The 23,479-nt window shown below is 45.3% G+C and carries 19 protein-coding genes and 1 other annotated feature (1 of these 20 cut by a window edge); of the genes, 1 reads left to right on the top strand and 18 read right to left on the bottom strand.

Annotation, left to right across the window (positions count from 1 at the left end):
* Positions 1–24: 24 nt before the first annotated feature.
* Genes hemB through hemA form a run of 5 tightly spaced genes read right to left on the bottom strand, consistent with a single transcriptional unit; the run spans position 25 to position 4,937 of the window.
* Positions 25–1,002 carry a porphobilinogen synthase gene (gene hemB / locus CEF21_RS16440; protein ID WP_123918229.1) on the bottom strand — a complete coding sequence of 326 codons (978 nt, stop codon included), beginning with the start codon at positions 1,000–1,002 and terminating at the stop codon, positions 25–27.
* Positions 1,003–1,776 (bottom strand): uroporphyrinogen-III synthase, encoded by a 774-nt coding sequence (locus CEF21_RS16445; RefSeq protein WP_123918231.1) that lies wholly within the window; start codon positions 1,774–1,776, stop codon positions 1,003–1,005. It lies immediately after the preceding gene.
* Positions 1,773–2,708 carry a hydroxymethylbilane synthase gene (gene hemC / locus CEF21_RS16450; protein WP_123918233.1) on the bottom strand — a complete coding sequence of 312 codons (936 nt, stop codon included), beginning with the start codon at positions 2,706–2,708 and terminating at the stop codon, positions 1,773–1,775. Before hemC ends, CEF21_RS16445 begins: the two co-directional genes overlap by 4 nt.
* Positions 2,709–2,738: 30 nt before the next feature.
* Positions 2,739–3,569, bottom strand: coding sequence for a cytochrome c biogenesis protein (locus CEF21_RS16455; RefSeq protein WP_123918235.1), 831 nt, complete (start codon positions 3,567–3,569; stop codon positions 2,739–2,741).
* A 15-nt stretch (positions 3,570–3,584) separates the two neighbouring features.
* Complete coding sequence (gene hemA / locus CEF21_RS16460; RefSeq protein WP_123920331.1) at positions 3,585–4,937, bottom strand: glutamyl-tRNA reductase; 1,353 nt, start codon at positions 4,935–4,937, stop codon at positions 3,585–3,587.
* Between the two features lie 239 nt (positions 4,938–5,176).
* On the opposite strand from hemA, the gene CEF21_RS16465 reads away from it, so the two are divergent.
* Positions 5,177–5,659 carry a LiaI-LiaF-like domain-containing protein gene (locus CEF21_RS16465; RefSeq protein WP_123918237.1) on the top strand — a complete coding sequence of 161 codons (483 nt, stop codon included), beginning with the start codon at positions 5,177–5,179 and terminating at the stop codon, positions 5,657–5,659.
* A 53-nt stretch (positions 5,660–5,712) separates the two neighbouring features.
* Here the strand turns inward: CEF21_RS16465 and yihA are convergent, their stop codons facing one another.
* The 13 genes from yihA to ilvB form a co-directional block, all read right to left on the bottom strand.
* Positions 5,713–6,303 (bottom strand): ribosome biogenesis GTP-binding protein YihA/YsxC, encoded by a 591-nt coding sequence (gene yihA, locus CEF21_RS16470; RefSeq protein ID WP_123918239.1) that lies wholly within the window; start codon positions 6,301–6,303, stop codon positions 5,713–5,715.
* Positions 6,300–8,621 (bottom strand): endopeptidase La, encoded by a 2,322-nt coding sequence (gene lon / locus CEF21_RS16475; protein WP_123918241.1) that lies wholly within the window; start codon positions 8,619–8,621, stop codon positions 6,300–6,302. Before lon ends, yihA begins: the two co-directional genes overlap by 4 nt.
* A gap of 182 nt (positions 8,622–8,803) precedes the next feature.
* Positions 8,804–10,450 carry an ATP-dependent protease LonB gene (lonB, locus tag CEF21_RS16480; protein ID WP_123918243.1) on the bottom strand — a complete coding sequence of 549 codons (1,647 nt, stop codon included), beginning with the start codon at positions 10,448–10,450 and terminating at the stop codon, positions 8,804–8,806.
* Between the two features lie 445 nt (positions 10,451–10,895).
* Positions 10,896–12,161 carry an ATP-dependent protease ATP-binding subunit ClpX gene (gene clpX, locus CEF21_RS16485; protein ID WP_123918245.1) on the bottom strand — a complete coding sequence of 422 codons (1,266 nt, stop codon included), beginning with the start codon at positions 12,159–12,161 and terminating at the stop codon, positions 10,896–10,898.
* A 445-nt stretch (positions 12,162–12,606) separates the two neighbouring features.
* Positions 12,607–13,893: a trigger factor gene (gene tig / locus CEF21_RS16490; RefSeq protein ID WP_123918247.1), complete on the bottom strand. Its 1,287-nt coding sequence runs from the start codon at positions 13,891–13,893 to the stop codon at positions 12,607–12,609.
* A 175-nt stretch (positions 13,894–14,068) separates the two neighbouring features.
* Positions 14,069–15,097, bottom strand: a complete 1,029-nt coding sequence (locus tag CEF21_RS16495) for a tetratricopeptide repeat protein (RefSeq protein ID WP_123918249.1) — start codon at positions 15,095–15,097, stop codon at positions 14,069–14,071.
* A 123-nt stretch (positions 15,098–15,220) separates the two neighbouring features.
* The gene (leuD, locus tag CEF21_RS16500; protein ID WP_123918251.1) at positions 15,221–15,808 is read right to left on the bottom strand and encodes a 3-isopropylmalate dehydratase small subunit; all 588 of its coding nucleotides are present in this window, start codon (positions 15,806–15,808) and stop codon (positions 15,221–15,223) included.
* Positions 15,783–17,225, bottom strand: a complete 1,443-nt coding sequence (gene leuC / locus CEF21_RS16505) for a 3-isopropylmalate dehydratase large subunit (protein ID WP_123918253.1) — start codon at positions 17,223–17,225, stop codon at positions 15,783–15,785. Before leuC ends, leuD begins: the two co-directional genes overlap by 26 nt.
* A gap of 120 nt (positions 17,226–17,345) precedes the next feature.
* The gene (gene leuB / locus CEF21_RS16510) at positions 17,346–18,458 is read right to left on the bottom strand and encodes a 3-isopropylmalate dehydrogenase (protein ID WP_206427779.1); all 1,113 of its coding nucleotides are present in this window, start codon (positions 18,456–18,458) and stop codon (positions 17,346–17,348) included.
* 19 nt (positions 18,459–18,477) lie between these two features.
* Entirely contained in the window at positions 18,478–20,022 is a 1,545-nt protein-coding gene (locus CEF21_RS16515; protein WP_123918255.1) for a 2-isopropylmalate synthase, read from the bottom strand.
* Positions 20,009–21,034: a ketol-acid reductoisomerase gene (gene ilvC / locus CEF21_RS16520; protein WP_123918257.1), complete on the bottom strand. Its 1,026-nt coding sequence runs from the start codon at positions 21,032–21,034 to the stop codon at positions 20,009–20,011. Before ilvC ends, CEF21_RS16515 begins: the two co-directional genes overlap by 14 nt.
* Positions 21,035–21,074: 40 nt before the next feature.
* Positions 21,075–21,590, bottom strand: a complete 516-nt coding sequence (gene ilvN, locus CEF21_RS16525; protein ID WP_123918259.1) for an acetolactate synthase small subunit — start codon at positions 21,588–21,590, stop codon at positions 21,075–21,077.
* Entirely contained in the window at positions 21,587–23,308 is a 1,722-nt protein-coding gene (gene ilvB / locus CEF21_RS16530) for an acetolactate synthase large subunit (RefSeq protein ID WP_123918262.1), read from the bottom strand. The genes ilvN and ilvB overlap by 4 nt, the downstream gene beginning before the upstream one ends.
* A gap of 114 nt (positions 23,309–23,422) precedes the next feature.
* Positions 23,423–23,479: a binding site (T-box leader), on the bottom strand (it continues 185 nt past the right edge of the window).

Below are 23,479 nucleotides of genomic sequence, written 5' to 3' on the forward strand. Positions count from 1 at the left end.
ATATGTGCCCCTTTCCATTCTCTTTTACTGCTCTTTCAGCCAGCGTGCCGCGTCCTTTGCATGGTACGTAATAATCAAATCCGCTCCTGCACGCTTCATGCTTGTCAGCTTCTCGAGTACAATTGCTTTTTCATCGACCCAGCCATTTTGAGCAGCGGCTTTGATCATGGAATATTCACCGCTAACGTTATAAGCAACAACCGGAAGATTGAAGCTGTTCTTTACGTCCCTCATGATATCAAGGTAAGAAAGGGCCGGTTTGACAATCAGGAAGTCTGCTCCTTCCATTACATCGGATTCCGCTTCCCTCATCGCTTCTGACCGGTTGGCGGGATCCATCTGGTAGGTCTTGCGGTCTCCAAACTGAGGAGTGCTGTGAGCTGCATCACGGAACGGGCCGTAAAATGCACTTGCGTATTTCACCGCATAAGACATAACCGGAATATCTTCAAATCCATTTTCATCAAGGCCTTTGCGGATGGCTGCAGTGAAGCCGTCCATCATATTGGAAGGCGCAATAATATCTGCACCCGCTTTTGCCTGGCTGACTGCTGTCCGGGCAAGCAAATCCAGGGAAGGGTCATTCAGAATCTTTCCTTCTTCAATCACACCGCAATGTCCGTGATCCGTATACTGGCAAAGGCACGTATCCGCTACAACGATGAGCTGCGGAAAGTATTCTTTAATTTGGCGGATTGCTTTTTGAACAATGCCGTGATCATGATAGGCCTCAGAACCAACCGCATCTTTATGGTCCGGTACGCCGAATACGATAACCGAACGGATTCCAAGGTCCACAAGCTCCTGCATTTCTCCATTCAGATGGTCTAGGGATACCTGCTCGACCCCCGGCATGGATGCGACGGCATTTCGTTTATTTTCTCCCTCTACAACAAATATTGGATAAATAAAATCTTCCGGTCTTAAAAAAGTTTCTCTCATCATCGCTCGCATTCCTTCGCTGGAACGAAGTCTGCGGTGTCTCGCAAATTGTATATCCATTTATATTTCCTCCTTATGTGCATGGTCAATGATTTTATCCACCATACCTTCAATGGTGTAAGGATTTGCTATAAGTCCATCATACCCGTAATCTCTCAGCGATTCAGCTGTCACGTCTCCAATGCAGACAAAAACAGGCGGAGACCCATTTACCTCTTTTATTCCCTTCATGAAGGAATGGACAATTGACGGGCTTGTAAACGTTACATAGTCAATTTCTTTCTTTTCCAGGAGGTCTGAAAGCTCTCCAATTCCATCTGCTACGGGCTTATTCTCATAAAGGATTAATTCCTTCACATCAATTCGGTTCTCTTTCATTCTAAAAAAAACAGCCTGTTTGGATAAGCTTCCCCGAATAATTAAAACCCGGTCACCCTTTGACACAAATCCTTCCAGCTCATCAGCGAGTTGATTTCCTGAGAAAACCTGCGGAATAAGATTTGGTTTCATTCCAGCCGCCTGCAGCCGGCTGGCTGTTTTCTTCCCTACTGCGGCAATTTTGACGGACGGCGGGATCATAAATTCCTGCTTTTTTAAAAAATAATCAAAAAAGCGGACTCCGTTCACACTCGTAAAGATCAGCCAGTCAAAGGCGGTTAAATCCTTTAAATGTTCAGCAATAATTTCTTCGTTTTCAGCCGGGAGAAACGCCACAAGCGGAATCACGATTGGTATGCCGCCCTTCTCATCAATCAGACGCGCAAAAGAAGCCGCCTGGCTTTTTTCTCTTGTAATCAAGATTTTTTTTCCACTCAGCGGCTTCTCTTTATTCATGATTGATCCAGCTCCTCCTTTACCCGGGAAATAAGTTCTTTTGCACCTTGTTCTTCAAGTTTAAGGGCGACTTTCTTTCCAAGGTCTGCCGGATCGGATCCGGTCAGCGTTTCCCGGAAAATCTTCTTCCCGTCAGGATCTGCTACAAGGCCTGTCAATTCAATCTGATGTTCTCCGCTCAGTACGGCATATCCGGCAATCGGAACTTGACAGCCGCCTTCCATCACTTTCAAAAAGGCTCGTTCCGCCCTGACCGTTTTCTCTGTTTCCGCATCATTGATTTTGGAAAGAATCTCAAGAAGCTCGGTATCATTTTCCCTGCATTCTATTGCAAGAGCTCCCTGGCCGACAGCCGGAAGACATGATGATGGATCAAGGTACTCCGTAACCGTCTCCCGGCTCCAGCCCATTCTTGCAAGTCCGGCAGCAGCTAAAATAATCGCGTCATAATCTTCATTTTGAAGCTTTGAAAGTCTCGTATCGATATTCCCGCGAATCCATTTAATCTCCAGGTCCGGACGCATAGCGAGCAGCTGGGCACTTCTCCTTAAGCTGCTCGTTCCGATAATGGAGCCTTCCGGAAGCTCAGAAAGCTTGCGGTGATCCTTGGAAATGAGTGCATCCCGCACATCTTCCCTCTTTGGAATACAGCCGATTGTCAGTCCTTCCGGAAGTTCAGCAGGCATATCCTTCATACTATGGACGGCCATATCAATCTCTCCGTCAAACATCGCCTGTTCAATTTCCTTTACGAACAAGCCTTTTCCCCCGACTTTCGATAAGGTCACGTCTAGTATGCGGTCTCCCTTTGTGACAATTTCTTTCACTTCAAATTCATAGGGCAAGTTCAAACTCTGCAGCTTGCGGATAAACCAGTTTGTCTGAGTCAGTGCAAGCTTGCTTTTTCTGGAACCGATAATAATTTTCCTCATGTGTATCCTCCCAATCTGCATTCCCGAAATCTATGAATACACATGAAAACGGGACAAACTTCCAAATAAGAAAAAGTTAATCAGCAGGACAAGAAAAGCGGCTGCATTCCAAAGCGCAATCGGTTTCCCCTGCCGATCTTTTACAATTTTGATGTAAAGGTACATGCTGTATACAAGAATAACCGCGAAGGACCCGGTCACCTTCGGATCATACCACTGAAAGTCAGGCAGTTTGATATATGCCCAGATTGAGCCGAGAATCAGGCTCAGCAGCAGCATCGGCACTCCGGTAACATTCAGCAGGTAAGCCATGTGATCCAGTGTGGAAAGGTCATGGATCCGGATAAGCCTTCTCCCCCACTGTTTCTTCTTCAGCAGCCTGTATTGCAGCAAGTAAAGCATTGAAAAAACAAAGCTTAAAGTAAACGCCCCATATGAAAGGATGGCCATCGTAATGTGGATAATCGACAGCTCTGATATCAGCTGGTCCGAAAGCTGCCCAGGCTGATTCTGCGAAAAAGCAAACGTGTTAAGAGCAAGCATAATAAATCCAAGCATGCTCGTGAAGAAGGGAATAAAATCCGCTTTTTGAAACCAGTTAAGCACAAGCGATAAGGTAACCAGAACCCACGTATAAAAATATAAGCCTTCCACGATATTCAGGATGGGAAAGGTTCCGTAAACCGCCATTTCATAAAACAAAAAAATTGTTTGCAGCAGCCAAACAATAGAAAGCAACCAGAAGGCAATTCTGCTTGCCTTCCGATTCGTATTTACAAAATCAATAAAATAAAAGAGAACACAACATGCATATATAATAACCGCTGCTTCATTCAGCCGGTTCAAGTCCAACCCCATCATTAAGCCATATCCTTTCTAGTAAGATGGATAGGAAACGCTCTGAACGGTGTGGGACTCCATGCCGCGCTCAGATACATGATTTCTGTCTTTTTGCTGTTCGACCTGCTCGCGAATGTTAAAGATATCGCTGAAAAGTTCAAGGGCTTCATCGCCATCCTGTTCAGCAGCAAGTTCTTTCGCTTTGAGAATCGGGTCACGGAGCAGCTGATTGATAATGCTCTTCGTATGCTTATTCAGAAGCTTGATATCCCGCTCTGAAAGATCGGGCATCTTACGCTCAATGCTCTGCATCGTTTCCGATTGAATCGATAATGCCTTTTCCCTGAGCGCCGTAATCACAGGCACGACACCCAGCATATTCAGCCACTGCTTAAATTGCACAATTTCTGCTTCAATCATGATGCCAACCCGTTCGGCAGCTGCTTTTCGCTCCTGCATGTTGGCCTCAACAATTCCCTCCAGATCGTCAATGTCGTAAAGGAAGATGCTTTCAAGCTCATTGATGGATGGATCAATGTCTCTTGGCACGGCGATGTCCACCATAAACAAAGGCTTGCCTCTGCGCTGTTTTTCAACTTCCGCCATCATTTCCTTCGTTACGACAAAATCCTTGGCGCCTGTTGAGCTAATGACGATATCCGCATCCTTTAATGCCGGCTCGAGTTCCGCAAAACTTATGGCTTTGCCGCTGAATTTTTCCGCCAGCTGCCTCGCCTTCTCCAGTGTGCGGTTCACGACCGTAACCTCGCTTACCCCGTTCCCATGAAGGTTTTGAGCAGCGAGTTCACTCATTTTGCCCGCTCCAAGAATCAGCACCCTTTTTGAAGACAGATTCCCGAAAATTTTCTTTGCAAGCTGAACAGCTGCATAGCTGACGGATACAGCATGACTTCCGATTTCCGTTTCAGAGTGGGCTCTCTTAGCAAGGGTCACCGCTTCTTTAAACAGATAATTAAAGACCGTTCCCGTTGTATCCAGTTCCTGGCCTTCCAGGAAGCTTGAGCGCACCTGTCCCAAAATTTGAGTTTCTCCGACTATCATGGAATCAAGACCGCATGAAACGCGGAATAGATGGTCTACAGCCCCATCATTTTCATAAAAAGTGAGAAATGGAGCAAACTGCTCCATTTCAAGAGCAAACCAATCGGCTAAAAAAGCCTTTAAATAATATCTTCCTGTATGGAGCTGGTCCACCACCGCATAAATTTCCGTGCGGTTACAGGTAGAAACGATAATATTCTCAAGAACGCTTTTCTGGGTTCTTAATTTTTTCATGGCTGACCCAAGTTCAGAAGGATCAAAACTCAGCTTTTCACGTATATCAACAGGGGCAGTCTTATGATTTATGCCTACAACTAAAATATGCACTTTCTTCAATACCCCCCTATCTTCTCTTGTAAATTAACAATAATTATTCTAAAGTAAAAACAATTCTTTGTCTAATCATTTACTTTCGTCTAATTTATATTATAACATGATAGAAAAGTGTACTTTTGTTAAAATGTGAACAGGGTATGAAAACAGAAGAACCTTATGTATTCCACCATGTACAATACCAAAAAAAGCGCTTTCTTTCAAGAGAAAGTCTATTCAGATGAGGTGCATCCATGAAACAGCGTCCAGCATTCCCAGCCTACTTTTTAGTCGTGTTCGGATCTTATTTTTTATTACAAAAGCTGAACATTATGCTTTTTCCGGAGCAGAACAGCTGGCAAACGCTCATTTTGCTGTTCGGAATCGTATTCCTTCTTACTAGTCTTTTAGCGAAGGACGATTCCTATCTTGTTACAGGGCTCATTCTGACAGGGCTTGGCATCCATTTTCTTCTGTCCGGCAGAAATCCCTCCTGGCCAAATGATGCAGCGGGCATTACGATGATAGTCGGAGCATCCCTGCTGCTCGCCTCGATGAAAGCAAAAAGCGGGTATGTATCAGGGGCAGTCGTCCTGCTGGCCGGACTGTTTATCCATTACTTTCAGCAAATTGCCGACTCCTTCAGTCAGCTTCAGCAAGGAATAAGCTATGCGGAAAAATTCTGGCCTTTCCTTTTTATCGCTGCCGGTCTTATTTTATTATTCAGGAAAAAATAAGAAATTATTCATTAAAAAATGCATCCCGTTTAGGATGCATTTTTTATATGGGGCTATTTAACTCCGGTCAGTCTTTTAATGGCTCCCCATGCTTCGTCCTTTCCTTTTCCAGTTTCGGATGAAAAGAGGACAATGGAGTCTTCTTCATAGAGATCAAGAGATTCTTCCACAATCTTAACATGCTTTTGCCATTTTGTTTTTGGAATTTTATCTGCTTTTGTAGCCACTACAATAACAGGAATTCCATAATGTTTAAGAAAATCGTACATCAGGATATCATCTTTTGTCGGCTTGTGCCGGACATCGATGATGAGAACGACTGCTTTCAGTTCATCTCTGCTGGTTAAATACGTTTCAATCATTCTCCCCCAGGCATCCCGCTCGCTCTTTGACACTTTAGCGAACCCGTATCCGGGAACATCCACAAAGTGAATCACATCATTAATAATGTAAAAATTCAGCGTTTGTGTTTTTCCCGGCTTGGATGAAGTCCTGGCCAGATTTTTACGGTTCAGCAGCTTATTAATAAAAGATGACTTTCCGACATTTGATCGTCCAGCGAGCGCAATTTCCGGGATCCCGGCATCCGGATATTGCTCCGGCTTTACTGCGCTTATTACAATTTCAGATGAGGTTACCTTCATTTCGTTTCTCCAGTCAGTGCGTGCTTTAATACTTCTTCAATATCTGATACTAACACGAAGGTCAGATCATTGCGAATGCTTTCCGGTATATCTTCCAAATCTTTTTCATTTTCTTTCGGCAGAATAATCTTTTTAAGACCGGCACGGTGGGCGGACAGGGATTTTTCTTTTAAGCCGCCGATTGGAAGCACCCGTCCTCTTAATGTAATTTCCCCTGTCATTCCTACTTCTTTTCGTACAGGACGCCCTGTAAGTGCAGAAATAAGCGCCGTCGCCATCGTAATACCTGCTGAAGGTCCGTCCTTTGGAACAGCTCCCTCGGGAACGTGAATATGAATGTCATGTTTCTCATGAAAATCAGGATCGATATCCAGTTTTTTTGCTTTTGAACGGATAAAGCTGAAGGCAGCCTGTGCCGATTCTTTCATGACATCGCCCAATTTGCCGGTTAAGATCAATTTCCCTTTTCCGGGCGAGAGGGAAACTTCAATCGAAAGCGTGTCACCGCCGACTGTCGTATAGGCAAGACCTGTCGCCACGCCGATCTGGTCTTCCAGTTCTGCCTGGCCGTAACGGAAAATGGGCTTTCCTAAATAGTCCTGCACGTTCTTTTCAGACACAATGATTTTCTTTTTTTCTTCGGAAACAATTTTTTTCGCGGCTTTCCGGCAAATGGCGGCAAGCTGCCGTTCCATGCCCCGCACACCGGCTTCTCTCGTATAATAGCGCACGACATTCTGCAAGGCGGTTTCTTTCACCTGAAGGTTTGCTTTCTTCAGGCCGTGTGCCTCCAGCTGTTTCGGAAGAAGGTGGTCTTTCGCAATGTGAATTTTTTCTAATTCTGTATACCCTGCAATGGTGATGATTTCCATACGGTCGCGAAGAGGACCGGGAATCGTTGCAAGGTTGTTCGCAGTTGCTACAAACATCACATTGGATAGATCGTATGTTTCTTCTATATAATGGTCGCTGAAATTATGATTTTGTTCAGGGTCCAGTACTTCCAGCAAGGCGGATGATGGGTCGCCCCTGAAATCACTGGACATTTTATCGATTTCATCGAGTAAAAAGACCGGATTGATGCTGCCTGCTTTTTTCATGCCCTGAATAATCCGGCCAGGCATGGCTCCAACATAGGTTCTCCGGTGGCCACGTATTTCAGACTCATCCCGGACACCGCCAAGTGAAATGCGGACAAAATTCCGGTTCAGGGATTTTGCAATTGACCGGGCAAGCGAAGTTTTCCCCACTCCGGGAGGTCCCGCAAGACATAGAATCGGCCCTTTTAAAGAGTTGGTAAGCTTTTGAACAGCTAAGTATTCAAGAACACGTTCCTTTACCTTCTCCAGCCCGTGGTGATCATCATTCAAAATCTTTTCTGCAATTCGCAGGTCTAAACGGTCCTCAGTTGCGTTTGTCCAGGGAAGAGCAAGCAGCCAATCGATATAATTTCTGATGACAGCACTTTCAGCGGAACTGGAAGGAACCTTTTCATATCTGTCTAGTTCCTTAAGAGCTGCCGCTTTGATGTCTTCAGGCATGCCAGCCTGCTCAATCTTTTCAGAAAGAAGGGATACTTCTCCCGTCTTTCCTTCTTTGTCGCCCAGTTCCTTCTGAATGGCTTTCATTTGTTCGCGGAGATAATACTCTTTTTGAGTGCGTTCCATCGAGCGCTTGACCCGCTGCCCGATTTTCTTCTCAAGGTTCAGCACTTCTTTTTCGTTGTTGAGCATGCTGATCACTTTATTCAAGCGCTCTTTAACAGGAATGGTTTCCAGTACTTCCTGCTTTTCTTTTAGCTTAAGAGGAAGATGGGAAGCAACAAGATCGGCTACCCGGCCTGGATCATCGATATCTGCTACAGAAGCAAATGTTTCTGCGGAAACCTTTTTCGAAAGCTTGATGTACTGCTCAAAGTATTCAAGCAGCGTTCTCATCAGTGCCTCGCTCTCTACATCTTTTTCAGACGAATCCGAAAGGGTCTCGATGGTAACCATCAATGTATCGTTTTCCTCCTTGAAAGAGCGGATTTCTCCTCTTTCCAGACCCTCTACTAAAACGCGGATTGTACCGTTCGGAAGCTTCAGCATTTGTTTTATTTTCGTATATGTTCCCACACGGTACACATCGTCCTCTGCAGGTTCATCTATAGAAATATCCTTTTGTGTGGCTAAAAAAATCATATGATTGTCCATCATGGCTGCTTCTAGTGCCTGAACTGATTTATCCCTGCCTACATCCAAATGAAGAACCATGGTTGGATAGACCAAAAGCCCTCTTAATGGAAGCAAAGGAATGGTTGCCTCGTTATTCGCCATACCTATGCACCTCCGTCTCTTTCTTGATAGCGTATGTGCGAGTTCTTGTCTAATTCTAACTTATTCTTTATAGGGTGTCTATTTGGATGTTTATTTTTTGCCTATCGGATGAATAGGATGCCCGATGCAAAGGAAAACCCCCAGGTTGCCTGGAGGTTCACCGCTCTTTACTATATGCAAATTCAAACAGATTTTTTCTCATTCAGCAAAAATTCGCCTGGCGGGTCCAGCAGGGCATGATCCAGCACTTCCTGAAAATGCGATACCGGTATAATGGTGATTCCTGGAATATCTTCTAATATAGACTGGCTGTTTTCCGCAGGGATGATTACCCGTTTAGCACCGGCTAATTTAGCCGCTTTTATTTTAGGGACAACCCCGCCGATCGGTTTTACATGTCCATGAATACTTATTTCTCCTGTCATTGCGAGCATATGGTCAACAGGAATTTTGTGAATAGCTGAAAAAATACCGGCTGCCATGGCAATCCCCGCGGATGGGCCGTCTACCGGAACTCCACCGGGAAAGTTCACATGGATCTCATAGTTTTCTGCATCTACACCCATTGATTTCAAAACGGTGATTACATTCTCCACTGAACCTTTTGCCATACTTTTTCTGCGTATGGATTTGCCGCGGTCACCAATGCTTTCTTCTTCCACAATACCCGTAATATTTACACTGCCTTTGTCCTTTGCCGGAAGAACCATGACTTCAATTTCCAGCAGTGAACCTGTGTTCGGCCCGTGTACTGCAAGCCCGTTTACAAGACCTACTTTGGATTCGGCACCAATTTTCCGGTCGTGTCTAGGTGCCATCTGGCTTGAGTGGATGACCCACTCAATGTCTTTTACCGTTACTTCATGACGGTCTTCATTCATGGCCATTCCGGCAACAATTTGCATCATGTTAACAATTTCCCGTCCGTTTCTAGCATAGGATGTCATCAGATCAATTCCCTGTTCGGACACATTCATTCCAATTTTTGCAGAAGCTTTGTTGGCAACGATGGATAATTCTTTTTGATCCAGCTCCCTGAAGAACACTTCTACACAGCGGGATCGAATGGCAGGCGGGATTTCATTCGGTGTTCTTGTGGTTGCACCGATTAAACGGAAGTCAGCGGGCAGTCCATTTTGGAAAATATCATGAATGTGCGCCGGTATGTTCGAATTTTCTTCACTATAATAGGCGCTTTCCAAAAACACCTTCCGATCCTCCAGCACTTTCAGCATTTTATTCATTTGAATGGGATGGAGCTCACCGATTTCATCAATAAATAAAACTCCGCCATGGGCATGGGTTACAGCTCCCTGCTTAGGCTGCGGGATACCTGCCTGCCCCATCGCTCCTGCCCCCTGATAAATCGGATCATGGACAGAACCAATAAGCGGGTCAGCAATCCCTCTTTCATCAAACCTGGCCGTCGTAGCATCTAATTCTACAAAAACGGATGATTGTCTGAACGGCGATTTGCCGTTCCGCTTTGCTTCCTCCAGCACAAGCCGCGCTGCAGCCGTCTTTCCGACACCTGGAGGGCCGTAAATAATGACGTGCTGAGGATTCGGACCGCATAATGCTGCGCTTAATGAACGAATTCCATCCTCTTGTCCCACAATATCATGAAAGGTTTTCGGCCGTACTCGTTCAGCCAGCGGCTCGCTTAATCGAATGGATCTCATTTTGCGAAGCTGTTCCATTTCTTTTTTGGATTCCCTGTCAATCGAAACCTTCTGTGTTCTCTGACTTTTTAACAGATTCCAAAAGTATAGTCCAATGATAATCCCAAAAAACAATTGTACAAATAATGCAATGCTCGTCCAACTCATATTGGTCCCTCCTGCCGCTTCCTGTTTCTATGTAAAAGAGTCTGCCTCTCTTAGCCAAATGGCACTTCCTGCTTTTCCTTAGTATCTCCTCAGAGCGGCAGGAATAAACCCTGATTTTCAGATAAGGCATCAAGAACTTTCAGCGCGAGGATGCAAGGAGTTTCCAGTAAATTTTATAAAATTGCTCTGTTAAACCGGTTTGCTGATTCGCTGTTCCCGCAGGAGTCTTAAGCATTCCGGCGTGGCGGGAGATGAGCCTCCAAGGCTTAGGCGACTGCGGAGTTTCAATCGTCCTGCTGCTCTAGTCAGCCTAATCCATTCCTTTAAGCGAGCGATTATGAACAAAAAAACCCCCGGATATGCTTCAAATCATCAAAGCATACCGGGGGTTTTCATTCGGCTATTTTCTTTTCGCAGGACTTGTCAGACAGCCCTTTTGAATTTATTATGCAGATGTCTTTTTATCTTTTTCGATTACTGTCCCGTCATTTGTTACAAGCTTTGGCGGAACCTGATCAGCAACGGTTGCACCGGTAATGATGCATTTTTCGATATCTTCACGGGATGGCAATTCAAACATAACATCCAGCATGAGTCCTTCGATAATGGATCTAAGACCGCGGGCACCTGTTTTGCGCTCAATGGCTTTTTTGGCGATTTCGAGAAGAGCGTCCTCCTCAAAATCAAGCTCCACACCATCAAGATCAAGCATTTTTTGATATTGTTTAACAAGCGCATTCTTCGGCTTAGTCAGAATTTCAACCAGAGCCTCTTCATCAAGAGGTGCAAGGCTTGAAATAACCGGCAGACGCCCGATGAATTCAGGAATTAATCCGAATTTGAGCAAATCTTCAGGAAGGACTTTGGAAAGAAGCATTTTTGAATCCAGTTCTTCTTTCGTATTGTCTGATCCAAAGCCGATGACTTTCTTGCCCAGGCGGCGCTTAATAATTTGCTCGATTCCATCAAACGCTCCTCCGCAAATAAAGAGGATGTTGGTTGTATCAATCTGAATAAATTCCTGATGAGGATGCTTGCGCCCTCCTTGAGGGGGAACACTTGCAACCGTTCCTTCAAGAATTTTCAGAAGGGCCTGCTGAACCCCTTCACCGGAAACATCGCGTGTAATGGAAGGATTTTCCGACTTCCGAGCTACTTTATCAATTTCATCGATGTAGATAATGCCTTTTTCTGCTTTTTCCACATCATAATCTGCTGCCTGGATCAGTTTCAGAAGAATGTTTTCAACATCTTCTCCTACATAGCCGGCTTCAGTAAGGGAAGTAGCGTCAGCGATAGCAAACGGAACATTCAAAATTCTGGCAAGTGTTTGTGCAAGAAGCGTTTTTCCGCTTCCTGTAGGACCAATCATGGCAATGTTGCTCTTAGAAAGCTCTACATCGTCAATCTTGCTGCTTGAATTAATTCGTTTATAGTGATTGTAGACAGCTACAGCAAGAGATTTCTTCGCTGCATCCTGACCGATTACGTATTCATCGAGAATTTCTCTGATCTCGGCTGGTTTTGGAACGTCCTTAAATTCTACTTCTTCTTCTGTACCCAGTTCTTCTTCCACGATCTCCGTGCACAGCTCGATGCATTCATCACATATATAAACGCCCGGTCCAGCTACAAGTTTACGAACTTGATCCTGTGTTTTTCCGCAGAATGAACATTTTAGCTGTCCTTTTTCATCATTAAATTTAAACATTGTTTCACCCCTTATTCTTTATCTCTTCATACGATCAAAACCCCGTCCATCAGCGAATACAATGGTGCAGTAACAGAGATAATCCGTGAGGGCTGCTCTCCGATAAGGTATAGGCCTTGCATGTAAATCAAGTATGTAGTGCATTTTATCATAAACGCTGCGGTGATGGATATTAAGATGTTTGAAGAATGTTTGCTGCTATGTATGCTTTCCTATATCCTACCCTAAATTTAGAAGAAAAAACATCATTTGCTATACTCAAGCTGTCCGGTAAATCACGGTATTCCCTGCAAAAGGATATGTATTGATGTATGTATATGTATTTTAGCATGTTTTTATTTAATTAGGAACGATCCTGCTTCTATGTATATGTCGCCATTTTCTGCAAAAGTCATTGTTTAGAAAACAGGGCACGAATATTCGCGCCCTGTCATCCATTCTTTATTTATGCAGCTGTTTTGCTGTTTTCTACTAGGAAATCAATTGCTTTGCGGATTTTAAGATCCTCTTTCACTGCATCTGTTGAACCAAGTGCTTGCTTGATGCTTTCAACCGGCATGTTGTACATTTCAGCCATTTTGGAAAGCTCTTCTTCCACTTCTGCATCTGTAACTTCAAGGTTTTCAGCTGCAGCAACCGCTTCAAGAGTCAGGTTGAATTTCACGCGTTTCGCAGCATCTTCGTTCATTTGCTGTTTAAGCGCCTCTTCATCCTGTCCGGAGAATTGGAAGTAAAGCTCAAGGTTCATTCCTTGCATTTGCAGGCGCTGTTCGAATTCTTTCATCATGCGCTCTACTTCGCTGTCGATCATCACTTGTGGAATTTCAACTTCTGCATTTTCTGCAGCTTTTTCTACAAGTGCGTCACGAAGCTTGTTTTCCGCTTCTGTTTTGCGTGTTTCCTGAAGACGCTCTTTCGTTTTAGCTTTAAGCGCGTCAAGAGTCTCCACTTCATCATCCACATCTTTAGCAAATTCATCATCTAGCTCCGGAAGTTCCTTCGCTTTGATTTCATGAATTTTCACTTTGAATGTAGCTGCTTTTCCAGCCAGCTCTTCAGCATGGTACTCTTCAGGGAATGTTACTTCAACGTCTTTTTCTGCCCCTGTTTCAAGACCTACAAGCTGCTCTTCAAAGCCAGGGATGAAAGAACCGGAACCAATTTCAAGAGAATAGTTATCCGCTTGTCCGCCTTCGAATGCTTCACCATCTACGAAGCCCTCGAAATCCATAACAACATTATCTCCGTTTTCTACTTTTCCTTCTTCTTTCACAACAAGCTCAGCCTGACGCTCTTGAAGCTGTTTCAATTCCTGATCAACATCTTCATCTGTTACTTCAGCGTCATCTTTGTCCACTTCAAGACCTTTGTAATCGCCAAGCTTCACTTCAGGCTTAACGGTAACTTTCGCAGTGAAAGTAAGTTTTTCGCCTTTACCCATGGAATCGATGTCGATTTCAGGACGGTCGATTGGCTCGATTTTTGTCTCATCAATTGCTTTTCCGTATTCTACCGGAAGAAGAATATCCAATGCATCCTGATAAAGAGATTCTACTCCAAAACGCTGTTCAAACAGGCTGCGCGGAACTTTCCCTTTGCGGAAGCCAGGAATGGATACTTGCTGTACGACTTTTTTAAATGCTTCGTTCAAAGCGCTGTCGAAAGTTTCAGCATCCACTTCAACAGTCAAAATCCCTTGATTACCTTCAAGTTTTTCCCATTTAGCAGACATGTGTTTCCCTCCAAAAATCTATAGTATGTGGTTAGTTTCATGATTCATTAAGTTAAGCAGCAGCAGAGGCTGCCTTATGTAAATCGGGCATTTTCCGCCCTCCATCACGATATGAAACCATTTCATTATAACACAGAATGACTTGGATTCAACCTATTCCTATATTTTTCTAACTTTAGATGCCGTCATGCTCCAGATAGGACATCCTTTCAACTTGAACGATTTTGCTGCCGGCATCGCTAAGCTCAAATGAAGAGACATTGTAGAGATGATGCAATTCATCCTCTTCGATTTCTATGCCGTGCATTTCATATCCAGCTTTATGAAGAGCTGCCGCCCAAAGAGAAGCGTCTGCCGGTTTTGGCAAAAAAGGAAATAAAACAAACAGGTGGCGGATCCACAATTCTTTTACCGCTTCGAATAGAGAAGGGTTTTCAGCTCCCAGTGTGTCATCGAGCAAATTAAGCACCCTTTTTGCGAAAGGAGTATCGGAAAGGTCTGAAAGGGAAGCAGGAACGACGGAAAGGGTTTCTTCAAACTTTTCCACGGTCACCGTCTTCTCCACCTCATGCTCCATCAGCACCTGAAGAATCATCGTTTTAATAACCGGATGGACATGCGTATGCTCAAGAAGGGACTTTAAAGTAGGCATATGCTTTGCTACATTCCGGTCCCTTATTGATTGTATATAATCAATCTGTCTGGACGGATCAGCCATGAATCCTTCTGACTCTGTCCAATCATCGGGCTCATAGCTGAAAGGTTCTTCCTGCAAATTTTCACTCTGCTCTGAACCGCTCATCCTGCGGCTGAAATCGAGAAGCCTGTAAAACTGTTCAGCGCTTTCGGCAGGCATTTGGTTCTCCTGTAAAACGGCTTCAATGGTTGTTCGCACTTCATCGTATTCTCTGAGCTGAATAAGAATGGTTAAATAAACTTGAAGAACAGTAAAATAATTGCCGATGTCCTCATGAAGCATCTTTTTGCACACTTGGCTTGCTTCCTGCAGCTCACCCATTTCCATCAGGCACAAAGCAATTCCGAGCTGAATATCAGCCTGGTCCTCATCCATATTCCTTGCTTCTGAGAAGAATTCCAAAGCATCCTGAAATTGTTTCTCTTTCAGCGCCTCCATCCCTTTATCCACAAGCCTCTTCTTTAGATTAGGAAAGGGGATGATCTTCGATTGCTTGTCTTCATTCATGAAACAGACCAACTCCGCGTTTAATTTGCTACAAGTTTACCAGTGTGCAGAACGGAACACAAGCGGAAGGCAGATGGCCTGCAAAAAGGTGCGAAGGCTCTGCCTCCGCACCTTTATTCCCTGTCAAATTCTGCTTTCTTCAAAAACGCGGATGCTTTCCTCATACATCAATGTATAAGCAATCTCATCCCGCCCGTTAAGGAGCATATCTTTCCAATGAGGGTCTATCTCAAATGCCGCTTCCAGACCGGCTTCTCCCCAAACTGTCTGATCGGCGAGGTTAACGGTAAGCTCCTGGCTGCCGCTGTTCGCCTTATCCATCAGATCCGTTACTTTATCCTGATTGAGTCTGATAGGCAAAATCCCGTTTTTCAGACAGTTTTGATGAAAAATATCCGCAAAAGACGGGGCAATAATCACCCGGAATCCATAATCTCCGAGTGCCCACGGAGCGTGCTCCCTCGAAGAACCGCATCCGAAATTTTCACCGGCAATCAAAATCGTGGACCCGGCAAAGCCGGGACGGTTTAATTCGAATTCGGGATCCGGCTCTCCGTTGCCTTTATATCTCCAATCAAAGAAGGCATACCTTCCATACCCTGTCCGTTCAATCCGCTTTAAAAACTGTTTCGGTATGATTTGATCCGTATCTACATTGTCCCTGTCAAGCACAGCAACTCTTCCCTTATGAAGTCGGAACGGCTGAAGCATGAACGTCTCCTCCTTTAAATGGTGATTTCCGAATGTCAACAAATCTGCCATGTACAGCGGCTGCTGCCGCCATAACCGGACTGACTAAATGAGTCCGTGCACCCTTTCCCTGACGGCCTTCAAAGTTTCGGTTAGAGGTCGAAGCGCACCTTTCCCCCTCGGGTACCGCATCATCGTTCATGCTTAAACACATGCTGCAGCCGGAGTGCCTCCATTCAAAACCCGCTTCCTTGAAAATGGTGTCAAGACCTTCTTCCTCTGCCTTTCTTTTTACCGCTTCCGATCCCGGTACAACCATGGCTCTTACGGAAGAAGCCACCGTTTTCCCTTGTATATAGGCGGCCGCTTCCCGCAGATCATGAATCCGGGAATTTGTGCACGACCCGATAAATACATGCTGAACGGCAAGGTTCTCAAGCGGCTGACCAGGAGCCAGCTGCATATAAGAGTAAGCCCGTTCAGCTTCTTTTTTCCCTTCCTTCGTCGGATAGGACTCAAGGGCAGGAACATGTTGGTCAACCGGGAGAGCCATACCGGGATTTGTTCCCCATGTAATCATCGGACCAATGTCTTCTGCACGGAGCTCGATTGTTTTGTCATAGGAAGCTCCTTCATCGGTGACAAGCTGTTTCCACTGTTCCGTATACTTCTCAAATTCTTCTCCTTTTGGTGCAAACTTTCTGCCTTTTATATAAGAAAACGTTGTTTCATCCGGAGCGATCAGTCCTGCTCTTGCCCCTGCTTCGATCGACATATTGCAAATCGTCATTCTTTCATCCATCGATAAATTCCGGATCACATTTCCGGTAAATTCAATCACGCAGCCAGTGCCAAAACGCACTCCGTATTGCCCGATTGTATAGAGAATTACATCTTTCGCTGTCACTCCTTCTCCAAGCTCTCCATTGATGTTAATCTGGAGGGTTTTTGGTTTTTTCTGCCAGAGTGTCTGTGTAGCGAGAACATGCTCTACTTCACTCGTCCCGATTCCAAAGGCAAGTGCTCCGAAAGCCCCGTGGGTGGATGTGTGGCTATCACCGCACACAATCGTCTTTCCTGGAAGCGTCAGTCCAAGCTCCGGGCCAATAACGTGGACAATTCCCTGATCCTCACTTCCTATACCCGCAAGCTGAATACCAAATTGTGTGCAATTCCGCTCTAATGCACAGATTTGATTTTTGGCTGTTTCATCTTTAATCACTGCCGGATTGATGGTCGGAATATTATGATCCATTGTGGCAAAGGTCAAATCCGGTCTTCTGACCTTTCTTTCTTTAGTCCTGAGTCCCTCGAATGCCTGCGGAGAGGTTACTTCATGAATGAGATGCAGGTCAATGTAGAGAAGATCCGGTTTCCCCTCTTCGGTATAAACAACGTGCTGATCCCACAGTTTTTCAAATAGCGTTCTCTTTTTCATGTTTCTCCTCCTCCTTTGTCATTTAGATCTTTTTATTAACCCCGCCTGCAGATAAATGCTCCATGTGTTTGCCCGCAAGTCTCATCTGCAGGAGTTATAAAATCAGCCATATGCCGTTTTTTACGCATAAGCTTCCATTATATGAAGAATTGCGTTATCGTCCGCCAGGCTTTCTTTAATTTCTTCAACCATTTCAGCTGTTGAGAGCGGATGCTCTTTATCCATAGCCAGATCGCCAGTCCGTTTCCCCGCATCCAGCACGTGCTGAACGGCTCTTTCAACTGCCTGGGCTTCTTCTTCCATTCCAAAAGAAGTCCGGAGCATCATTGCTGCTGACAAAATCATCGCCAGCGGATTCGCTTTGTTCTCCCCTGCAATGTCAGGGGCAGAACCATGAACGGGCTCATATAGGTGAAGGCCGCTCATAGAAAGACTTGATGACGGAAGCATTCCTAATGATCCCGTTAAAACGGAAGCTTCATCACTCAAAATATCGCCAAACATATTTTCCGTTACAAGGACATCGAATTGCGCAGGATTTTTAATCAGCTGCATGGCTGCATTGTCAACTAGCATGTGCTCAAGCTCAACATCCGGAAAACTGGCTTTTACTTCCTCAGCAGTTTCCCTCCACATCCTGCTCGATTCAAGAACATTTGCTTTATCGACTGATGTTACCTTTCTTCTTCTTTCCGAAGCTATTTCGAATGCAGACTGCAATATGCGTCTTACCTCTTCTTTTGTATAGTAAAGCGTATCTACGGCTGATTCTTTTCCTCCGTCAGATGAACGCTCACTTGGTTTGCCGAAATACAATCCGCCAGTCAGCTCCCGGACAATAACAAGGTCTACCCCTTCCAGCACCGATTGTTTAAAAGGGCTGTGTCCATTTAAACAATCGTACGCTTTCACAGGCCGGACATTGGCATAAAGCCCGAGCTCTTTGCGAAGAGCAAGCAATCCTCTTTCAGGTCTCCTGTCAGGAGATTCTTTATCCCATTTAGGACCTCCGACCGCACCTAACAATACAGCATCTGCACTGCGGCACAGTTCCAGCGTTTCTGCAGGAAGCGGCACACCTTGCTGATCAATGGCAGAACCGCCGATTGATCCAGATGTGAAGATAAATTCATGGCCGAATTGTTCAGCAATGACAGACAATACCTCCCGGGCCCCCTGCATGACTTCTTTTCCGATTCCGTCTCCCGGCAGCATTGCGATTGTTTTCTTCACAATCCATCCCCCATTTCAATTAGACTGGCAATTGCATAACTTCCTGTTCCTCTTGAGTGAATAAAAGCACCCGGTTGACGGCATTCACATAAGCCCGTGCCGATGCTTCCAATACATCCTGAGCCATACCGCGTCCGCTCGTTTCCACTCCCTTAAATTCTACTTTCACATACACTTCAGCAAGAGCGTCTCTTCCGCTGCTGTTTGATTGAATTCTGTAATCTTTTAAATGAATAGACGAACCGATGCAGCGTTCCAGCGTATTGTAAATCGCCTCAACACTTCCGGCACCTGTTGCAGCTTCCTGAATAACCGTCTTATTCTGGTCACGAAGCGTAACCGCAGCCGTTGTAAGGTTAGAAGTTCCAAATTGGACTTGCAGGGTGAGCAATTCATAGCCCGCTGCCCCATTTGCCGCTTTTTCTTCCATTAATATAGAAAGAAGGTCTGCGTCCGTAAATTCTTTCTTCTTCTCTGACCAGTCTTTAAACCGGTCAAACGCTCTCTTCAATTCCTTTTCATCCAATGCAAAGCCCAGTTCTTTCATTCTTGCACCAAATGCATGTCTGCCGGAGTGCTTACCAAGAACAAGAGAATTCGAGGAAACGCCTACCATTTCCGGAGAAATAATTTCATAGGTTGTTTTTTCCTTTAACACCCCGTCCTGATGAATACCTGATTCATGGGCAAAAGCATTCTTCCCGACAACTGCTTTGTTTCCAGGCACCGCCATTCCGGTAAGCTTGCTGACAATGTCGCTGGTGCGCTTTATTTCATCCATCTTCAAATCAAAATAAGATTGATAGTGATCCGCTCTTATCTTTAAAGCTACGGCAATTTCTTCCAAAGCAGCATTCCCTGCACGCTCCCCGATGCCATTGATGGTGCCTTCCACCTGCCCGGCTCCATGCTCGATGGCGGATAAAGAGTTCGCCACCGCCATTCCAAGATCATTATGGCAGTGAGCGGATAGAATGACCTGATCAATATCTGAAACATTTTGTTTTAAATAGGAAAAGATCTCTCCATATTCCTTTGGATGGATATAGCCGACTGTATCAGGAATATTGACTACATCAGCTCCTGCTTTAATCACTTCGCTGACAATTTCTCTTAAAAAATCAAGCTCCGTCCTGCACGCATCTTCGGCGGACCACTGGACAACCGGGAACAGGGTTTTCGCATACTTTACAGCTTCTACAGCTGACTCAATCACTTGTTCCTTTGACTTTTTCAGCTTGTATTCCCTGTGGATCGGGGAAGTAGCCAGAAATACATGCAATCGGGGCTCTGCCCCATCTTTCAATGCTTCCCATGCGATGTCAATGTCGCTTTTAACGGAACGTGCCAGCCCCGTAATGGAACAGCCCCTGACCGACCGTGCAATTTCTCTGACACTTTTCATTTCAGCCTTGGAGGAAGCGGGAAATCCCGCCTCCATAATGTCAACCTTCAGCCTTTCCAGCTGTCTTGCGATCTCCAGCTTCTCTCCAAACGTAAGATTGACTCCGGCGGACTGTTCACCATCTCTGAGCGTTGTGTCGAAAACATTAATTTTTTGCACCAGCGGTCACCGCCTCTTTTCCTTTTGGCTTCACAAATGGCATCATGCTTCTAAGTTCTCTGCCCACTTTTTCAATTTGATGTTCATTTTCACGCTTGTTTATTGCGTTGAACTGAGGACGGTTTACTTGGTTTTCCAAAATCCACTCTTTCGCAAATCTGCCGGACTGAATATCTTCCAAAACAGCTTTCATTGATTCTTTCACTTTTCCATCTACGACTCTTGGACCTGATACGAAATCTCCCCACTGCGCGGTGTCTGAAACCGAATATCTCATCCCTTCAAGGCCGCCCTCATACATCAGATCCACAATCAGCTTCAGCTCATGCATACATTCAAAATAGGCGAGTTCCGGCTGATACCCTGCTTCCACAAGCGTTTCGAATCCGGCTTTAACAAGAGACGTTAATCCCCCGCAAAGGACCGCCTGTTCTCCAAACAAGTCCGTTTCCGTTTCCTCTTTAAATGTTGTTTCAAGAACGCCTGCACGTCCTGCACCAATCCCTTTCGCATAGGCAAGCGCTGTTTCCCGCGCTTTTCCGGAAACGTCCTGCTGGATAGCAAACAGTGCCGGCACTCCCGCACCTTCTGTATAGGTTCTGCGTACAAGATGGCCGGGCCCTTTTGGAGCAACGAGGAATACATCAACAAATTCGGGAGGTACAATCTGATGAAAATGGATGTTGAATCCGTGAGCAAAAACTAATGATTTTCCCGGTTCAAGCGCATCCTTAATTTCATGTTTGTATACTTTCGCCTGCTGTTCGTCCGGCAGAAGCACCATGATCACATCTGCCGCCTCTGCAGCTTCTTTTACTGTATAAACCTCATGTCCATCCTCCTGTGCTTTTTCGAACGAACCGCCCTTCCTTACACCGACGATAACATCCAATCCGCTTTCCTTAAGATTTAACGCATGGGCATGACCCTGAGAACCGTAGCCGATTACCGCGATTTTTTTTCCTTGAAGTGCCTGTTCATTTACATCTCCGTTATAAAAAACCTTTGCCATAGTGAATCTCTCCATTCCAATGTGTTTTGTAAACCGATTATTAGACGATAAAAGCCGTTTTTGACGGGGTATTCCGTTTGCTGCTTCTTGTAAATGCGGTTGTGCCTGTTCGCGCAACTTCTTTGATGCCATATGGCCTCAGCAAATCAATGAGCGCTTCCACTTTATCCGGCTCACCGGCTGCCTGAATGACGAGGCTCTCTCTTCCTACATCAATGACCGTCGCCCTGAAAGGTTCAATAATGCCGTAGATTTCGAGTCTGCTTGCAGCCGGAGAATTGACTTTAATCAGCGCGAGCTCTCTTGCCACTACTTTTTGATTGGTCATGTCCGTTACTTTTAAAACGTGAATCTGCTTATTCAGCTGCTTTGTGAGCTGCTCCACCTGCTTATGGTCCTCCACATTAACGGTAAAGGTGATTCGCGAAACTCCTTCTGTCTCTGTATGGCCGACTGTGATGCTTTCAATATTGTAGAGCCGTTTCGTAAACAGTCCGGTAATTCTGTTCAGTACCCCTGGCCGGTTCAGGACGGTAATCGTTATAATCCGTTTCACGGTTTCACTCCTTCCATTTGATGAATGCCTTTTCCTGGCGCAATCATTGGATACACGTTTTCTTCTTTTTCTACTAAAACGTTAATCAGCATCGGTTCGTCAGATTGAAGGGCCTCCTTTAAGTTCAAGTCCGCCTCGTTCATATTCGTAATGGTCAGTCCTTTAATCCCGTAAGCTTCAGCCAGTTTATTAAAATTCGGCTGAGAGGCGAATTTCGAATGGGAGTACCTTTCCTCATAAAAGATTTCCTGCCACTGTCTGACCATCCCGAGTGATTGATTGTTTAAAACAATAATTTTAATCGGCAGCTGCAGTTCATAAATGACGGATAGCTCCTGCAGCGTCATCTGAAATCCGCCATCTCCTACAACCGCCACCACTTTCCTGTCCCGGCCTGCAAGCTGTGCGCCTATTGCGGCCGGGAGACCGAATCCCATTGTCCCAAGGCCACCTGATGTCACCCAGCTGTCGGCTTTGTTAAAGGGGTAAAATTGAGCGGCCCACATTTGATGCTGCCCGACATCCGTTGTTACAATGGCTTCCCCTGCTGTATGCGCATAAACCATCTCCAGTAATTTTTGAGGTTTGATTACGTCTTCCGATTTTTCATACCAAAGCGGATACTCTCCCTTTGATTTCTCCTGTTTCATCCGCCAGTCTACTGAATCCGGCTTTTTTCCATTTTGATGAATCAGCTCTTGAAGAACGTGCTTTGCGTCTCCTACAACCGGGATATGGGTCGGAACATTTTTTCCGACTTCGGCCGGATCAATATCAATATGGGCAACGGTCGCATATTTAGCGAAATCATCAAGGTTTCCGGTTAACCGGTCATCAAATCTCGCCCCAATATTGATTAAAAGGTCACATTCATAAAGAGCCATGTTTGCTGTGTAGGTACCGTGCATACCCGCCATACCTAAAAACAGCTTGTGATCGGCCGGAAAACCGCCAAGTCCCAAAAGAGTGTGGACTACTGGAATTTCCTGCTGTTCGGCATATTTTTTTAAATATTCAGACGCATTAGCGTGCAGAACACCCGCTCCGGCTAAGATAACCGGTTTTTTTGCCCGGCTCACAGCCTCAACAAGCTTTCTGATCTGTAAATGATTCGCTTCTGTTACAGGCTGATACCCCGGCAGATCCAGTTCCTGATCATACCTGAATTCTCCCTCAGATACCGCAATGTCCTTTGGAATATCGATTAGTACAGGACCAGGTCTCCCGGTAGAGGCGATGTGAAATGCTTCCTTGACAGCCATCGGAAGTTCATCTACATGCCTCACCTGGACACTGTGTTTAGTGATCGGCATGGTGATTCCGAGGACATCCGCTTCCTGAAAGGCATCGGATCCGATAACCGTTGAGGCTACCTGCCCGGTAAAAACCACGAGTGGAAGCGAGTCAATCATGGCATCTGCAAGACCTGTTACAAGATTTGTAGCCCCGGGTCCCGAAGTAGCGATAACTACCCCGGGCCTGCCTGAAATCCTTGCATATCCCTCAGCAGCATGAATGGCACCCTGTTCATGTCTCGTCAGAATATGAAACAGCCCTGAATCATACAGTTTGTCGTAAAGCGGAAGGACAGCTCCTCCCGGATATCCAAAAAGCACTTCTACCTTTTCTCTTTTCAGCGCTTCAATCAGCATGCTGCCTCCGGTCATCCTTAAAGGCTGTTCGAGCTGTACCTCATCCATCTCTGCTTGCAGTTTCATGTTTTTGCCTCCTCTTCTTTCAAAAGCGTCTCATCCCCAAAACGTGCGCCTCCGCAAAACGGTAAAGCAATATAAAAACCTCTCCACCCCTCATAAGACCCGTATACAGCGGATCAAAGGGGCGAAGAGGTTAGATCTCTGCGCGGTACCACCCTTTTTCATGGCCATCCA

This window comes from Bacillus sp. FJAT-42376 (assembly GCF_003816055.1).
Classification (GTDB): Bacteria; Bacillota; Bacilli; order Bacillales; family Bacillaceae; genus Metabacillus_B.

Excerpts from the sequence above, each read along its gene's own strand:
- leuC (WP_123918253.1), bottom strand. The coding sequence starts at position 17,225 with ATGAAAAAGAGAACGCTATTTGAAAAACTGTGGGATCAGCACGTTGTT.
- hemC (WP_123918233.1), bottom strand. The coding sequence starts at position 2,708 with ATGAGGAAAATTATTATCGGTTCCAGAAAAAGCAAGCTTGCACTGACT.
- ilvB (WP_123918262.1), bottom strand. The coding sequence starts at position 23,308 with ATGAAACTGCAAGCAGAGATGGATGAGGTACAGCTCGAACAGCCTTTA.
- lon (WP_123918241.1), bottom strand. The coding sequence starts at position 8,621 with ATGGCGAATAACGAGGCAACCATTCCTTTGCTTCCATTAAGAGGGCTT.
- hemB (WP_123918229.1), bottom strand. The coding sequence starts at position 1,002 with ATGGATATACAATTTGCGAGACACCGCAGACTTCGTTCCAGCGAAGGA.
- yihA (WP_123918239.1), bottom strand. The coding sequence starts at position 6,303 with ATGAAGGTAACCTCATCTGAAATTGTAATAAGCGCAGTAAAGCCGGAG.
- tig (WP_123918247.1), bottom strand. The coding sequence starts at position 13,893 with ATGTCTGCTAAATGGGAAAAACTTGAAGGTAATCAAGGGATTTTGACT.
- clpX (WP_123918245.1), bottom strand. The coding sequence starts at position 12,161 with ATGTTTAAATTTAATGATGAAAAAGGACAGCTAAAATGTTCATTCTGC.
- lonB (WP_123918243.1), bottom strand. The coding sequence starts at position 10,450 with ATGAGTTGGACGAGCATTGCATTATTTGTACAATTGTTTTTTGGGATT.
- CEF21_RS16455 (WP_123918235.1), bottom strand. The coding sequence starts at position 3,569 with ATGATGGGGTTGGACTTGAACCGGCTGAATGAAGCAGCGGTTATTATA.
- CEF21_RS16465 (WP_123918237.1), top strand. The coding sequence starts at position 5,177 with ATGAAACAGCGTCCAGCATTCCCAGCCTACTTTTTAGTCGTGTTCGGA.
- leuD (WP_123918251.1), bottom strand. The coding sequence starts at position 15,808 with ATGCTTCAGCCGTTCCGACTTCATAAGGGAAGAGTTGCTGTGCTTGAC.
- ilvC (WP_123918257.1), bottom strand. The coding sequence starts at position 21,034 with ATGGCAAAGGTTTTTTATAACGGAGATGTAAATGAACAGGCACTTCAA.
- CEF21_RS16445 (WP_123918231.1), bottom strand. The coding sequence starts at position 1,776 with ATGAATAAAGAGAAGCCGCTGAGTGGAAAAAAAATCTTGATTACAAGA.
- CEF21_RS16495 (WP_123918249.1), bottom strand. The coding sequence starts at position 15,097 with ATGAATGAAGACAAGCAATCGAAGATCATCCCCTTTCCTAATCTAAAG.